This window comes from Massilia agri (assembly GCF_024753255.1).
In the GTDB taxonomy this organism is placed as follows: domain Bacteria; phylum Pseudomonadota; class Gammaproteobacteria; order Burkholderiales; family Burkholderiaceae_D; genus Telluria; species Telluria agri.
Genome location: NZ_JANUHA010000004.1, coordinates 218,766 through 233,552 on the forward strand (window position 1 = coordinate 218,766; position 14,787 = coordinate 233,552).

Below are 14,787 nucleotides of genomic sequence, written 5' to 3' on the forward strand. Positions count from 1 at the left end.
TGCAACCGTGCCCGCATGAGGGCACTCTCCGAGCGCCTGTCGCGCGCCGCCACGAGCGGCGCGGGGGCGGGCGCGTGAACTCCCATCGACAACATCCGACACCATGAATCATCCCCGCATGCTCCTGATCGCCGCCAGCGTCGCCATGGCCAACCTGGCCTACGCCGCACCCGCCTCGCAGCTCGACGCCGCGAATCCCTTCGCCAAACCGAGCACCCTGCAATACGGCTACCCGGCCTTCGACAAGATCAGGAACGAGCATTTCGCCCCGGCCTATGCCGAGGCCATGCGCCAGCAGGCGCAGGAGATCGCCGCCATCGCCAATAACAAGGCGGCGCCGACGTTCGAGAACACCATCGTCGCGATGGAGCGTTCGGGCCAGCTCCTGAGCCGCGTGTCCCCGGTGTTCTCGACCCTGGTGAGCTCCTACACCAACGATACCCTGCAAGCCCTCGACAAGGAACTGGCGCCGAAGCTGGCTGCCCACGGCGATGCGATCCGCCTGAACCCGACGCTGTTCAAGCGTATCGAGACCCTGTACGCTAAGCGCGACAAGCTGGGCCTGGACGCGGAATCGGTCTTCCTGATCGAGCGCTACCACAAGGACTTCGTGCGCGCCGGCGCCAAGCTTTCGGAAGCCGACAAGCAGAAGCTGCGCGAGTACAACGGCAAGCTGGCCGCGCTGCAGACCCAGTTCAGCCAGAACGTGCTGAAGGAAGTGAACGATTCGGCCTTCGTGGTCGACACCCGCGAGGAACTGGCCGGCCTGCCGGAGAAGGCCATCGCCGCCGCCGCCCTCGAGGCGAAGAAGCGCGGCCTGGACGGCAAGTTCGTGATCCCGGTCGTGAACACCACCCAGCAGGGCCCGCTGTCGCTGCTCAGCAACCGCGGTACCCGCGAGAAGCTGCTGTCGATTTCGACCGTGCGCGGCTCGCGCGGCGGCGAGTTCGACAACCGCGACATCGTGCTGCAGCTGGCCAGGCTGCGCGCGGAGCGCGCCGAGCTGCTGGGCTACGCCAGCCACGCCGCCTATTCGCTGGAAGACCAGACCGCCAAGACGACCTCCGCGGTCAACAAGCTGCTGTCCGACCTGTCCGTGCCGGCGGTGCGCAATGCAAAGAAGGAAGCGCAGGAGATCCAGGAAGCGATCGACGCCGGCAAGGGCGGCTTCAAGGTCGCCGCCCATGACTGGAACTTCTACAGCGACAAGGTGCGCGCCGCCAAGTACGCGTTCGACGCGAACCAGCTCAAGCCCTACTTCGAACTCGACCGCGTGCTCAACGACGGCGCCTTCTTCGCCGCCAACAAGCTGTGGGGCATCACCTTCAAGCAGCGCAAGGACCTGCCGGTGTACGACCCCGACGTGCGCGTGTATGACGTGTTCGAAGAGAACGGCGCGCACCTGGCGATCTTCGTGCTCGACCCCTACGCCCGTCCGAACAAGCGCGGCGGCGCCTGGATGAATGCGCTGGTCAACCAGAGCACCCTGCTGGGCAACAAGCCGGTCATCACCAACAACCTGAACCTGGCCAAGCCGGCGCCGGGCGAGCCGACCCTGCTCACCTGGGACGAGGTGCGCACCACCTTCCACGAGTTCGGCCACGGCACCCACGGCTGGTTCTCGAAGGTGAAATATCCGCGCTTCTCGGGCACCAGCGTGCCGCGCGACTACGTCGAGCTGCCCTCGCAGGTCTACGAGATGTGGATGGCCTGGCCGGAAGTGCTGGCCAACTACGCGAAGCATTACCAGACCGGCGAAGCGATGCCGAAAGAACTGCTGGACAAGCTGCGCGCCTCGCAGAAGTTCAACGAGGGTTACCGCACCACCGAGTACCTGGCGGCGGCCGTGATCGACCAGCGCTGGCACCAGCTGGGCTCCAAGGCCATTCCCTCGGACGTGAAATCCTTCGAGGAGCAGGCACTGCGTGATGCGGGCCTCGACTTCGCACCGGTCCCGCCGCGCTATAGCTCGACCTACTTCTCGCACGCCTTCTCGGGCGGCTACTCGGCCGGCTACTACAGCTACCTGTGGGCCGAGCGCCTGGACGCCGATGCCGGCGAATGGTTCAAGGAGAACGGCGGCCTGCTGCGCAAGAACGGCGAGCGCTTCCGCCAGATGGTGCTTTCGAAGGGCGGCACCATGGACGCGGTGCAGATGTATCGCACCTTCCGCGGCCGCGACCCGGTCATCGAGCCGCTGCTGGAACGCCGCGGCCTGAACTAAGCGGTACCCGGAGCCGCCCAGGCGGCTCCCGAACTCTTTTCATGACAAACGCAACGAGGACACCATGATCCGTCCACACATCCTGCTGGTCGCCGCCGCCAGCGTCGCCTCCACCCTGGCCCATGCGGCCCCGGCCTCCATGCTGGAAGCCTCGAACCCCTTCGCCAAGCCGAGCACCCTGCCGTTCCAGTACCCGGCCTGGGACAAGATCCGCAACGAGCACTTCGCGCCGGCGTTCGAGGAGGCGATGCGCCAGGAAGCGCTCGAGATCGAGCAGATCGCCAACAACAAGGCCCCGGCCACCTTCGAGAACACCGTCGTCGCGATGGAGCGCTCCGGCCAGCTGATGAACCGCGTCAGCACAGCCTTCGGCACCCTGAAAGGTTCCTACACCAACCCGACCCTGCAGGCCCTGGACAAGGAACTGGCGCCGAAGCTGTCGGCCCACAACGATGCCATCCGCCTGAACCCGAAACTGTACGCGCGCATCAAGGCGATCTACGACAAGCGCAGCAAGCTGGGCCTGGACCCGGAATCGCTCTACCTGGTCGAGCGCTACCACACCGACTTCGTGCGCGCCGGCGCCAAGCTGTCCGACGCCGACAAGGCCAAGCTGAAAGCCATGAACGGCGAGCTGGCCGCGCTGTCGACCCAGTTCGCCCAGAACGTGCTGCACGAAGCCAATGCCTCGGCCCTGGTGGTCGACACCCGTGCGGAACTGGCCGGCATGACGGACAAGCAGATCGACGCCGCCGCCGCGGAAGGTAAAAAGCGCGGCCTGGACGGCAAATTCGTGGTCCCGGTCGTGAACACCACCCAGCAGGCCGGCTTGTCCGTGCTGACCAACCGCGCCACCCGCGAGAAGCTGCTGGCGGCCTCGCTGGCGCGCGGTTCGCGTGGCGGCCAGTTCGACAACCGCGAGGTCGTGCTCAAGCTGGCCAAGCTGCGCGCCGAACGCGCCGTGCTGCTGGGCTACCCGAACCATGCGGCCTACAACCTGGAAGACCAGACCGCCAAGACCACCGGCGCCGTGAACGGGCTGCTGGCGGAATTCGCCAAGCCGGCCGTGAACAACGCGCGCAAGGAAGCTGCTGAAATCCAGAAGGCCATCGATGCCGAAGGCGGTGGCTTCAAGGCCGCGGCCCACGACTGGGGCTTCTACAGCGACAAGGTGCGCGCCGCGAAGTACGCTTTTGACGCCAGCCAGCTGCGTCCCTACTTCGAGCTGAACCGCGTCCTGCAGGACGGCGTCTTCTTCGCCGCCAACAAGGAATTCGGCATCACCTTCAAGGAGCGCAAGGACCTGCCGACCTATGTCGAGGACGTGCGCGTGTTCGACGTGTTCGACGTCGACGGCAAGCAGCTCGCCATCTTCACCTTCGACCCGTATGCGCGCCCGAACAAGCGCGGCGGCGCCTGGGCCAATGCCTGGGTCCCGCAATCGAAGCTGATGGGTACCAAGCCGGTCATCGCCAACAACCTGAACATCGCCAAGCCGGCCGCGGGCGAGCCAACCCTGCTTACCTACGACGAAGTGCGCACCACCTTCCACGAGTTCGGCCACGCCCTGCACGGCATGTTCTCGGATGTGAAATATCCGCGCTTCGCGGGCTCGCGCGTGCCGCGCGACTACGTCGAGTTCCCCTCGCAGGTGAACGAGATGTGGATGGCCTGGCCGGAAGTCCTCGCCAACTATGCGAAGCACTACCAGACCGGCGCGGCGATGCCGAAGGAGCTGCTCGACAAGGTGCAGGCCTCGCAGCAGTTCAACGAAGGCTTCCGCACCACCGAGTACCTGGCCGCTTCGCTGCTGGACCAGGCCTGGCACCAGCTGTCGCCGAGCCAGATCCCGACCGACGTGCTGGCGTTTGAAGCCGCCGCCTTGAAGAAGGCCGGCGTCGACTTCGAGCTGGTCCCGCCGCGCTACCGCACCACTTACTTCTCGCACACCTTCTCGGGCGGCTACTCGGCCGGCTACTACGGCTACCTGTGGGCGGAGAAGCTGGACGCGGACACCGTCAACTGGTTCAAGGAGAATGGTGGCCTGACCCGCAAGAACGGCGACCACTTCCGCAAGACCCTGCTGTCGCGCGGCGGCACGCTGGATGCGATGCAGATGTACCGCAACTTCAGCGGCCGTGATGCGCGGGTGGAGCCGTTGCTGGAGCGCCGTGGCCTGACCGGCGAGTAAGCCGGCCTGAGACGCCGGCCGTGCAATGCGGCCGGCGTTGTTTGCTACACTCCCCCCAAGCATCACAACCACCCCCCAGCGATGAGTGTTCAATCCTTGCACGGTATTACCTTAGAATCCCTGTTAACCCGCCTCGTCGAGCACTACGGCTGGGAGGGACTCGGCCGCAGGATCGATATCAATTGCTTCCAGAAAGACCCGAGCATCAAGTCGAGCCTGAAATTCTTGCGCCGCACGCCATGGGCGCGCGAGCAGGTCGAGAAGCTGTACCTCGAGACCCGCTTCACCAACTAGCGAGAACGACATGCTGAATGAGAACGATGCCGACCTGAAAGCGCGCCTGAAAGCCCTGCACCGCCAGCTGCAGGAAACCAACGACGTCGATCCGGAGCTGGAAACCCTGCTGCGCCAGCTCGACGGCGACATCGACCGGGCGCTCGAGCGCCGCGCCGAGCAGCAGCTCGACGACAACACCTATGGCCTCGGTTCCCGCACCCAGGAACTGGCCGCGCGCTTCAATACGCGCCACCCGACCGTCTCGACCGGCCTGCGCGAGCTCGGCAATATCTTGTCGAATATGGGTATTTAAGCGACGTTAGTGCCCCAAGTCATTGATAACTAAGCCATTTTTCGGTCGCCAGGACGACCGGAAAACGGTTTTCCGGTACAATACCGGCCAATGAACGCCCCCCAGAACCTTTTCGCGAGCGTGCCGAAGCGCTCCAGCCGCGCTCCAGCCGCGCCCTTCCTCCCGATGTCCCGTGCCGAAATGGACAAGCTCGGGTGGGATTCGTGCGACATCATCCTGATCACCGGCGACGCCTACATCGACCACCCGAGCTTCGGGATGGCGCTGGTCGGCCGCCTGCTGGAAGCGCAGGGCTACCGCGTCGGCATCATCAGCCAGCCGGACTGGACCTCGGTCGAGCCCTTCCGCGCGCTCGGCAAGCCGAACCTGTACTGGGGCATTACCGCCGGCAATATGGACTCGATGGTCAACCGCTACACGGCCGACCGCAAGATCCGTTCCGACGACGCCTACACCCCGAACGCCGAGCCGAACAAGCGTCCCGACCGCGCCGTGACGGTCTATTGCCAGCGTGCCCGCGAAGCCTTCCCGGGCGTGCCGGTGATCGCCGGCAGCATCGAGGCCTCGCTGCGCCGCATCGCCCACTACGACTACTGGTCGGACAAGGTGCGCCGCTCGGTGCTGTTCGAGTCGAAGGCCGACATGCTCATCTTCGGCAATGCCGAGCGTGCCCTGGTGGACGTGACGCGCCGCATCGCCGCGGGTGAGCCTATCCGCGAAATCCGCGACCTGCGCGGCACCGCCTTCCTGGTCCCGAACGGCTGGCTGCCGGACGACGAATGGACCGTGCACAACTCCACCCGCGTGGACGTACCGGGCCGCATCGACAAGCAGCCGAACCCGTATGCGATGGCGCTGGAAGACCCGAAGCAGTGCGCGCTGGATAATGCCGCACCGGAACCCGTGGCCAAGCCCGTCATCATCATGACGCGCGAAGAGCGCCAGGCCGCCGCCCGCGAAAAAGCGCGCAAGACCGTGGTGCGCCTGCCGTCGTTCGAGACCGTGAGCGAAGACCCGGTGATGTACGCGCACGCCTCGCGCGTCTTCCACCTGGAGTCGAACCCGGGCAATGCGCGCGCGCTGGTGCAGCAGCACGGCGACCGCGACGTCTGGCTGAACCCGCCGCCGCTGCCGCTGGCCATGGACGAGATGGACAACGTCTACGACCTGCCATATGCGCGCGCGCCGCACCCGAGCTACGGCAAGGCCCACATCCCGGCCTGGGAAATGATCCGCTACTCGGTCAACATCATGCGCGGCTGCTTCGGCGGTTGCACCTTCTGCTCGATCACCGAGCACGAAGGCCGCATCATCCAGAGCCGCTCGGAACCGTCGATCCTGCGCGAGATCGAACTGATCCGCGACACGACCAAGAACTTCGCCGGCACGATCACCGACCTCGGCGGCCCGACGGCGAACATGTACCGCCTGGCCTGCAAGGACAAGAAAATCGAGGAATCCTGCCGCCGCCTGTCCTGCGTCTACCCGACGATCTGCAGCAACCTGGGCACCGACCACAGCAAGCTGATCTCGCTGTACCGCAAGGCGCGCGCCATCCCGGGCATCAAGAAGATCCTGATCGGTTCAGGGCTGCGCTACGACCTGGCCGTGCGCTCGCCCGAGTACGTGAAGGAACTGGTCACCCACCACGTGGGCGGCCTCCTGAAGATCGCGCCGGAGCACACCGAGCAGGGCACCCTGTCGAAGATGATGAAGCCGGGTATCGGCGCCTACGACGAGTTCAAGCGCCTGTTCGACAAGTTCTCGATGGAAGCGGGCAAGAAGCAGTACCTGATTCCCTACTTCATCGCGGCCCACCCGGGTTCGACCGACGAGGACATGCTGAACCTGGCCCTGTGGCTGAAGAAAAACAACTTCAAGCTCGACCAGGTGCAGACCTTCACGCCGACGCCGATGGCCATGGCGACCACCATGTACCACTCGGGCAAGAACCCGCTGGCGAAGGTGACGGAAGATTCGGAAGTCGTCGAGACCGCCAAGAGCGGCAAGACCCGCAAGCTGCACAAGGCCTTCCTGCGCTACTACGATCCGGAGAACTGGCCGATCCTGCGCGAGGGGCTGAAGCGCATGGGCCGTGGCGACCTGATCGGCACCGGCGAGCGCCACCTGATTCCTCCCGCCGGCGTCGAGCCGGGGCCGGAATGGGACCGCAAGCGCATGGTGCCGGGCGGGACGCCGGTGGCCGAGCGCGAGGCCGGCAAGCGTGGTCCGGGCAATGCGCGCGGCAAGGTGCAGGTGCGCGTCGAGCGTGCGCCGGCGGCGGTCGTGGCGTCGTCCAAAGCCCGTCCCTCGATCCTGGATACGATCAAGACCAAGCCGAAAGCGGGGCGCAAGTAAGCGCCGTTCAGAGCTCCGCGTTCGTGATGCGGGCGCGGCGCTCCTGGGCGACGTCGAGGTCCATGGCGGCCTGGCGCGCCCGCAGCGCGCGCGCATAGCGGTGCCGCGCGCGCAGGCGTGGATTGGTCACCAGGCGCCCCAGGGTCTCGCCCACGACCATCACCACGCCCAGCAGGGGCAGCACCAGCATCAGCCCGACCACGCCGGCCAGCGCGCCGCCGATGAAGATCATCAAGACCGTCACGAGCGGATGCACGCGGATGCTGCGTCCCAGCGTCAAGGGCATGAACACGAAGTCGTCCAGCAGCCGCACCAGCACGAACACGCCGATGGCGCCATAGGCGATGAAGGGATTGTTCGGCGCGTCGGTCGAGGCGACGATCACCACCAGCACGCAACCCACCACCGAGCCGACAAAGGGCACCCAGGCCAGCACCGCCGACATCAGGCCGAGCAGGAGCGGCGAAGACACGCCGATCGTCCACAGGCCCAGCGCCAGCACCGCGGTATCGAGCACCGTCAGCTTGAGCAGGCCCTCGAAATAGCGGCGCGCCGTCTGGTCGACTTCGTGCAGCAGGTAGAGGGCCCGTTCGAAGTAGGCGTTCGGCACCGCGCGCGCCAGGAACTTCTTGAAGCGCAGGCCGTCGCGCAGGAAGAAGAAGGTCAGGAAAGGCGCCAGCAGCAGCGAAGGCACCCAGGTCGCCAGCGCCACCAGGATCTCGCCCAGGTGCTTCTCGGCGAAGTCGTCGGTGAAGCGGCGGAAGATGCCGTTGACGGTCGAGGTCAGGTGCATCTCGGCCAGCAGCGGGAAGCGCTTCTCGAGCAGGGTCATGGTGTTGTGCACGAAGGCGACGCCGCCGTCGAGGTAGAGGCCGATCGTCTTTTCCCAGGACTCTTCTTCCGGGCCGCGGCTCCACGAGAAGGCGGCCGTCAGGGCCAGGCCGAGGAAGGCGAAGAACAGCAGGCACACCATCATGGTCGCGCTGTTGCGGCTGTAGCCGGCGCGCACCATGCGCTGCATCGGCCCTACGAGGATGTAGTGCAGCACCCCGCCGAAGAGGAAGGGCAGGGCCAGCCACAGCATCTGCTGGACCACCAGCAGCAGCACGCAGGTGGCCGCGATGATGCCGGTCCAGACGACCGGCCCGGCGCGCTCGCTGCGGTTCATAAGGCTTCCAGCTGGGGCCGGCCGGTGCCCATCCATTCGCGCAGGCGCAGGCCGATGTGGCGCGCCAGCGCCAGCGAGATCTTGTAGCCGATCACGGCATCGGTTTCCAGCAGGCCGAGGAAGTCGGCGCGGAAGAACACCGCCATCTCGCAGGGCTCGACCGCGCGCGCCTGGGCATTGCGGGGCGAGTTGTCGAGCAGGGCCAAGTCACCGAAGAAGCTGCCCGGGCCGAGTTCGGCCACGACCTGGTTGCTGCCCTGGTGCAGCTTGTTGATCACCACCCGGCCGCTCATGATGAGGTATAGGGCCTGGCCCTCTTCACCCTCGTCGAAGACGATCTCGTCGGGCAGGTAGCGGCGCTCGTGCAGCATGCCGTCGACGATCTTCAGTTCCAGCGGGCTCAAGGCCGAGAACAGCGTCGAGTTCTTCAGACGATGCAGGCGCGGCGACATCTTGGGCGACTTGAGGAAACCGAAAATCACATGTGCTCCGACAATGGTGCGTTGTTTGTTGTCGGATGATTATCCGCTATCAGGTGCTGCTGTGCATTAAAAAGCTGAGTACCGGCCAGGCTTGACGAGCAACTGTTGCACTTTGGGCATGCGGCCTGCATAGCCGTTCAATTGTGTGAACCAAGTAAACAAAACCGTGTAAGATAATTCTCTACGGAAATATATATTATTCTTATAACATGATTTCGAGACTGCTGTGCGCTTTGCCGAGGAACGATCGGTGATCGACATTCCTTCCTTCCTGCTGGCGCTTGGCCTGGGCAACGTCGCCTTCGCGGTCCTGATGGCGGGCTATACCCATGGCGCCGCGCCCAGCCCCGGCCTGCGCCTGTGGATGTGGGCGCGCTTCGGCATGGGCCTGTGCCAGCTGCTCGGCTGGGTCCGCGTCTACCTTGCCGTGCCGGCGCTCAACGGCATCGAGGGCGCGGGATGGATCCTCACGGTCGCGCTCGAGATCGCCGCCTATTGCATTTTCTTCGGCCTGGAGCGCTGGCGCCGCGTGCTGCTGCCGGTCTGCGCGCTGGCGCTGGCCATCGTGCTGGCGGCGGGCAGCGCCGGCGCGCCGGTCGGTTATCTGACCGCCCTGGTGGCCGGCGTCGTCGCCCTGTTCGCGGCCGGCATGGCCTGGATCCTGCTGCGCCCCAGTCGCCGCGCCTCCCTGCTGCAGCGGATCATCGGCGCCAACGATGCCCTGTTCGCCGTCTCCGTGGCCTGGTGGGCCGCCAGCAGCCTGGCCGGCGACGCCCCGCTGGGAAAGCAGGCACAGGAAACCGCCTACCTGGCCGGCTATCTCCTCATGATCGTCAACGGCTTCGGCTTTCTGCTGCTGTGCAAGCAGAAGGACGATGCCGAGATGGCGCGCATGGCCACCACCGACTGCCTCACCGGCCTGCCGAACCGCCATGCCTTCCTCGAGCGCGCGGAAGGGGCGCGCCAGGCCGCGCTGCGCCAGCGCCAGCCGCTGGCCCTGGCGATGATGGACATCGACCATTTCAAGCAGATCAACGACCGCTTCGGCCACGCCAGCGGCGATGAAGCCCTGACTGTCTTCGCCCGCACCGCGCGCGCCACCCTGCGCAGCCACGAGATGGTGGGGCGCCTCGGTGGCGAGGAATTCGCGATGGTGCTGCCGAATACGAACCTGGAGGGGGCGGTGCAGGCCGCCGAGCGCTTGCGTCTTGCGGTGCGCGACTCGACGGTGATCACGAGCGGCACGCCGTACACCATGACGGTGAGTATCGGGGTGGTGGTGCTGGATCCGAACGAGGAATTGAGTGCGGCGCTGGCGCGTGCGGATCACGCCTTGTACCGTGCAAAGAGTGGTGGGCGCGATCGTGTTGAAGTCGGACAGCCGCAAGCGCGTCGTGCGTAGGGTGGGCGGTCCTCCGCCCACGCGTTCAGCCAGTAGATGAACAGGGCCGCAACAAATCGAAGGTAATTTGAACGCGCGGTCGGGGAACCCGACCACCCTACGAAACCGGAAAAAGAAAAAGGGTCCGACGAATCGGACCCTTTCCTTTGATGCTGGCGGAGCGGACGGGGCTCGAACCCGCGACCCCCGGCGTGACAGGCCGGTATTCTAACCAACTGAACTACCGCTCCGTTTACTCTGATCATTACTTCGATCAACCATCTGAATTGGCTGGTGGGCGCTGAGAGGCTCGAACTCCCGACCTAATCCTTGTAAGGGATCCGCTCTACCAACTGAGCTAAGCGCCCGTTCTCTATTCAGAGGTTTCTGTCTGACGCTTGTCATTGCGTCCGAAGAGGCCCGAATTATAGAGGTTGGAATTCGAGGTGTGCAAGGGTTTTTCGAAAAAAATGTGGAACGGACGAAATTGGCACTTTTTTACGGTCCGCGCGCTTTTGTGCAACCATCGTGGTTCAGCTCAACGAGACCTCCGCCATGCGCACCGCACACCCATTGCTGACCCGCCTGTTCGACGCTGCCTTGAAAGCAGCCGATCCATTCGACCTGATCGCCCCGCACCTGCCGCCCCCGCCCAAGGGACGCACCGTGGTGCTGGGAGCCGGCAAGGCCGCGGCGCGCATGGCCGAGGCGGTCGAGCGGCACTGGCAGGGCGAACTGTCCGGCCTGGTGGTGACCCGCTATGGCCACGGCGCCGCGACCCGCCATATCGAGGTGGTCGAGGCCGGCCATCCCTTGCCGGATGAAGCGGGCGAGACGGCGGCGCGCCGCATGCTGGCGCTGGCAAGCGATCTGGGGCCGGACGACCTGGTGATCTGCCTGATGTCCGGCGGCGGTTCGGCCCTGCTGTCCTTGCCGGCGCCCGGCATCGGATTCGACGAGAAGCGCGCGATCAACAAGGCGCTGCTGCGCAGCGGCGCGCCGATCGGCGAGATGAACTGCGTACGGCGCCACCTCTCCAGCATCAAGGGCGGGCGCCTGGCCCTGGCCTGCCATCCGGCGCGCGTGGTAACCCTGGTCGTGTCGGACGTGCCGGGTGACGACCCGGCCGTGGTCGCCTCGGGTCCGACCGTGCCCGACGGCAGTACCGGCGAGGACGCGCTCGCCATTCTCGACAAGTACGGCATCAACGCCTCGGGCGCCGTGCGCGCGGTGCTGGCCGACCCGGCATTGGCTGCGCCCCGACCCATTGACCCGCGCCTGGCCCAAAACAGCGTGCACGTCATCGTCACCGCCCAGCAGTCGCTGGAAGCCGCCGCGCAGGTGGCGCGCGCCGCCGGCTACACCCCCGTGATCCTGTCTTCCAGCCTCGAAGGCGAGGCGCGCGAGGTCGCCCTGGTGCATGCGGCGATCGCGCGCCAGGTCCTGCAATACGGCCAGCCTGCCGCGCGTCCCTGCGTGATCCTCTCCGGCGGCGAGACCAGCGTGACCGTGCGCGGCCAGGGAAGAGGAGGGCGCAACGCCGAATTCCTGCTGGCCCTCGCCGTCGCGCTCGACGGTTTGCCCGGCGTGCACGCGATCGCGGCAGACACCGACGGCATTGACGGTACCGAAGACAATGCCGGCGCCTGGCTCGCCCCCGATACGCTGCCGACCGCACACACCCTGGGCCTGGACGCCAGGACCCGCCTGGCGGACAACGACGGTTACGGCTTTTTCTCCACGCTCGGGCAATTGATCGTCACCGGCCCCACGCGCACGAACGTCAACGACTTTCGTGCCATCGTCATCGATTCTTGATGCATATGTGTTGTAAAAAGCGCGCTTCTGCCGTGTATTTCTTGCAAATCGACATATTCATCACTGACAATACCGCCTTTACAAGTCGGCAAGATTAAGACATCCACAAGAGATGCGCTGCCGACGGGCGCGCCATAAGCGCCCGCGCCGCCAGCTGGACATCCCTGGCCGCGCCGATAAGAGAGAACGGGGACATCGGTTCTTTTATCAATCGTTAGGAAAGACTTTCCATGATCAAGATGTCCAAGATGCACAAGCGCGTGCTCGCCGCACCGCTGGCCCTGGCTGCAGCCCTGCCGGCCCAGGCCCAGACCACCGCGACCGAGAAGGCCCCCGAACTGCAGACCGTCACCGTGACGGCGCAGCGCCGCACTGAAAACATCCGCGAAGTTCCGGTGTCCGTCACCGCCCTCAAGGGCGACAAGCTCGACGTGCTGGTATCCGGCGGCGACGATATCCGCCTGCTGGCCGGCAAGGTCCCGAGCCTGAACGTCGAATCCTCCAATGGCCGTACCTTCCCGCGCTTCTACATCCGCGGCTACGGCAACACCGACTTCAACACCTTCGCTTCGCAGCCGGTCTCGCTGGTCTACGACGACGTGGTGCAGGAAAACCCGATCCTGAAAGGCTTCCCGATCTTCGACCTGGCCAGCGTCGAAGTGCTGCGCGGCCCGCAGGGCACCCTGTTCGGCCGCAACACCCCGGCCGGCGTCGTGAAATTCGAATCCGAGAAGCCGAAGCTGGGCAAGTCGGAAGGTTACGTCAACGCCTCCTACGCCACCCACACCACCGCCAACGTCGAAGGCGCCGTGAACATTCCGCTGTCCGATCAATGGGCGATGCGCGTGTCGGCCACCGGCCAGCACCGCGACGACTACGTCAAGAACTACAGCGACGTGGCCATGACCCAGAAGCGGGGCGAGCTGGACGGCTATAACGAGCACGCCGAGCGCATCCAGGTCCTGTACAGCCCGGGCAGCAGCTTCAACGCCCTGCTGAACGTGCACCAGCGCCAGACCCAGGGCACCGCCCGCCTGTTCCGCGCCAACCTGATCCAGAAAGGCTCGAACAAAGTCGTTCCCGGCTACGACCTCGACAAGATCGTCACCAATGCCGACAACTTCCAGACCCTGAAGTCCAACGGCGCCAACCTGCGCCTGTCCTGGGACCTGGGCAGCGTGCGCCTGTTCTCGATCACCGGCTTCGAGCACGTCAGCGACTACTACAGCCGCGGCGACATCGACGGCGGCACCCCGGCGGGCCCGGGCTTCATCCCCTTCCAGGTCCAGACCGGCGGCTACATCACCAATCTCGACCAGTGGAGCCAGGAATTCCGCGTCGAGTCGCAGAACAGCGGCCCGCTGAACTGGCAGACCGGCCTGTACTTCTTCGATGAAGACGCGACCGGCGGCAGCGACAACTTCAACGATGCCGGCGCGCGCACCTCGCGCCTGGTCAGCAACCAGAAAAACGAAGCCTGGGCGGCCTTCGCCTCGGTGAACTACACCATCAGCCCGGCCTGGACCGTGCGTGGCGGCGTGCGCTACACCAAGGACGAGAAGGACTTCGCCACCCTGGTCAACGAGAACGTCGCCCAGATCGGCCCGCGTTCGGTCGCCACCAGCCAGGACAAGATCAACTGGGACCTGTCGGCCACCTACAAAGTGAATGACGCCGTGAACGTCTACGGCCGCGTCGCCACCGGCTTCCGCGCGCCGAGCATCGCCGCCGCCTCGGCCGCGGTGCCGATCACCGTCGCCGATTCGGAAACCATCACCTCGTACGAGCTGGGCCTGAAGGCCGACCTGTTCGAGCGCCGCGCCCGCACCTCGTTCTCGATCTACGACTACACCGTCAAGGACCAGCAGCTGACCGTGGTGGGCGGCAACTCGAATGTCAACCGCCTGATCAATGCCGACAAGACCAAGGGCAAGGGCGCCGAGTTCGACTTCGAAGCGGCCGTCAGCACCGCCCTGCGCGTCAGCGCCGGCGCGAGCTACAACTACACCCAGATCCGCGACGGCAGCCTGTCGGTGAACAAGTGCGCGCAGTGCACCGTGACCGATCCGATCAACGCCGCCGGCCGCGTCGTCATCGACGGCAACGCACTGCCGCAGGCGCCGCGCTGGACCCTGAACGCGACCGCCCGCTACGGCGTGCCGTTCGCGGATGGCGAGCTGTACTTCTTCACCGACTGGTCCTACCGCAGCAAGATCAACTTCTTCCTGTACGAGGCGACCGAGTTCACGGGTGCGCCGCTGACGGAAGGCGGCGTGCGCCTGGGCTACATCTTCGGCAACGGCAAGTATGAGGTGGCTGCCTTCGGCCGCAACGTGCTCGACCAGCGCCGCATCACCGGCGCGATCGACTTCAACAACCTGACCGGCTTCACCAACGAGCCGCGCCAGTGGGGCATCCAGGTCAAGGGCAACTTCTAAGCCTTGAACTGAGCCGCAAGAAGGCCGCGCACTGCGCGGCCTTTTTTGTTGCATTCCCGCGAAAGGCGCATCCATCCCGCTGACTGCCGTGTCCGTCGCAGCGGGGCTGGTGCATAATGTTGCGCCTAGTAAAGATGT

At 65.5% G+C, this 14,787-nt stretch carries 10 protein-coding genes and 2 tRNA genes; 8 read left to right on the forward strand and 4 right to left on the reverse strand.

Annotation, left to right across the window (positions count from 1 at the left end):
* The first annotated feature begins 103 nt into the window (after positions 1-103).
* The 5 genes from NX780_RS08065 (at position 104) to NX780_RS08085 (ending at position 7,362) form a co-directional block, all read left to right on the forward strand.
* Complete coding sequence (locus NX780_RS08065; RefSeq protein WP_258827349.1) at positions 104-2,224, forward strand: M3 family metallopeptidase; 2,121 nt, start codon at positions 104-106, stop codon at positions 2,222-2,224.
* Between the two features lie 64 nt (positions 2,225-2,288).
* A complete protein-coding gene (locus NX780_RS08070) occupies positions 2,289-4,415 on the forward strand; it encodes a M3 family metallopeptidase (protein WP_258827350.1) in 2,127 nt (708 codons plus the stop codon).
* An 81-nt stretch (positions 4,416-4,496) separates the two neighbouring features.
* Positions 4,497-4,709, forward strand: coding sequence for a VF530 family protein (locus NX780_RS08075; protein WP_258827351.1), 213 nt, complete (start codon positions 4,497-4,499; stop codon positions 4,707-4,709).
* Between the two features lie 10 nt (positions 4,710-4,719).
* Positions 4,720-5,004 carry a DUF4404 family protein gene (locus NX780_RS08080; RefSeq protein ID WP_258827352.1) on the forward strand — a complete coding sequence of 95 codons (285 nt, stop codon included), beginning with the start codon at positions 4,720-4,722 and terminating at the stop codon, positions 5,002-5,004.
* Between the two features lie 90 nt (positions 5,005-5,094).
* On the forward strand, positions 5,095-7,362 hold the full coding sequence (locus NX780_RS08085; protein ID WP_258827353.1) for a YgiQ family radical SAM protein: 2,268 nt from the start codon (positions 5,095-5,097) through the stop codon (positions 7,360-7,362).
* A gap of 7 nt (positions 7,363-7,369) precedes the next feature.
* Here NX780_RS08085 and NX780_RS08090 read toward each other — a convergent pair whose 3' ends face one another.
* Positions 7,370-8,530, reverse strand: coding sequence for an AI-2E family transporter (locus NX780_RS08090; protein WP_258827354.1), 1,161 nt, complete (start codon positions 8,528-8,530; stop codon positions 7,370-7,372).
* Entirely contained in the window at positions 8,527-9,012 is a 486-nt protein-coding gene (locus NX780_RS08095) for a cyclic nucleotide-binding domain-containing protein (protein WP_258827355.1), read from the reverse strand. Before NX780_RS08095 ends, NX780_RS08090 begins: the two co-directional genes overlap by 4 nt.
* Before the next feature lie 250 nt (positions 9,013-9,262).
* Between NX780_RS08095 and NX780_RS08100 the strand changes: the two genes are divergently transcribed.
* Positions 9,263-10,414 carry a GGDEF domain-containing protein gene (locus NX780_RS08100; RefSeq protein WP_258827356.1) on the forward strand — a complete coding sequence of 384 codons (1,152 nt, stop codon included), beginning with the start codon at positions 9,263-9,265 and terminating at the stop codon, positions 10,412-10,414.
* Between the two features lie 153 nt (positions 10,415-10,567).
* On the opposite strand, the gene NX780_RS08105 is transcribed toward NX780_RS08100, so the two are convergent.
* Together NX780_RS08105 and NX780_RS08110 are read right to left on the reverse strand one after the other, a co-directional pair.
* Positions 10,568-10,644, reverse strand: a tRNA-Asp gene (locus NX780_RS08105).
* Positions 10,645-10,685: 41 nt separating this feature from the next.
* Positions 10,686-10,761: transfer RNA gene (locus tag NX780_RS08110), tRNA-Val, on the reverse strand.
* 187 nt (positions 10,762-10,948) lie between these two features.
* Between NX780_RS08110 and NX780_RS08115 the strand changes: the two genes are divergently transcribed.
* Positions 10,949-12,211 carry a glycerate kinase type-2 family protein gene (locus tag NX780_RS08115; RefSeq protein WP_258827357.1) on the forward strand — a complete coding sequence of 421 codons (1,263 nt, stop codon included), beginning with the start codon at positions 10,949-10,951 and terminating at the stop codon, positions 12,209-12,211.
* 230 nt (positions 12,212-12,441) lie between these two features.
* On the forward strand, positions 12,442-14,649 hold the full coding sequence (locus NX780_RS08120) for a TonB-dependent receptor (RefSeq protein ID WP_258827358.1): 2,208 nt from the start codon (positions 12,442-12,444) through the stop codon (positions 14,647-14,649).
* The last annotated feature ends 138 nt before the right edge of the window (positions 14,650-14,787 follow it).

Coding starts and splice junctions, on each gene's coding strand:
- NX780_RS08065 (WP_258827349.1), top strand. CDS start 104: ATGAATCATCCCCGCATGCTCCTGATCGCCGCCAGCGTCGCCATGGCC.
- NX780_RS08075 (WP_258827351.1), top strand. CDS start 4,497: ATGAGTGTTCAATCCTTGCACGGTATTACCTTAGAATCCCTGTTAACC.
- NX780_RS08070 (WP_258827350.1), top strand. CDS start 2,289: ATGATCCGTCCACACATCCTGCTGGTCGCCGCCGCCAGCGTCGCCTCC.
- NX780_RS08115 (WP_258827357.1), top strand. CDS start 10,949: ATGCGCACCGCACACCCATTGCTGACCCGCCTGTTCGACGCTGCCTTG.
- NX780_RS08090 (WP_258827354.1), bottom strand. CDS start 8,530: ATGAACCGCAGCGAGCGCGCCGGGCCGGTCGTCTGGACCGGCATCATC.
- NX780_RS08085 (WP_258827353.1), top strand. CDS start 5,095: ATGAACGCCCCCCAGAACCTTTTCGCGAGCGTGCCGAAGCGCTCCAGC.
- NX780_RS08080 (WP_258827352.1), top strand. CDS start 4,720: ATGCTGAATGAGAACGATGCCGACCTGAAAGCGCGCCTGAAAGCCCTG.
- NX780_RS08120 (WP_258827358.1), top strand. CDS start 12,442: ATGATCAAGATGTCCAAGATGCACAAGCGCGTGCTCGCCGCACCGCTG.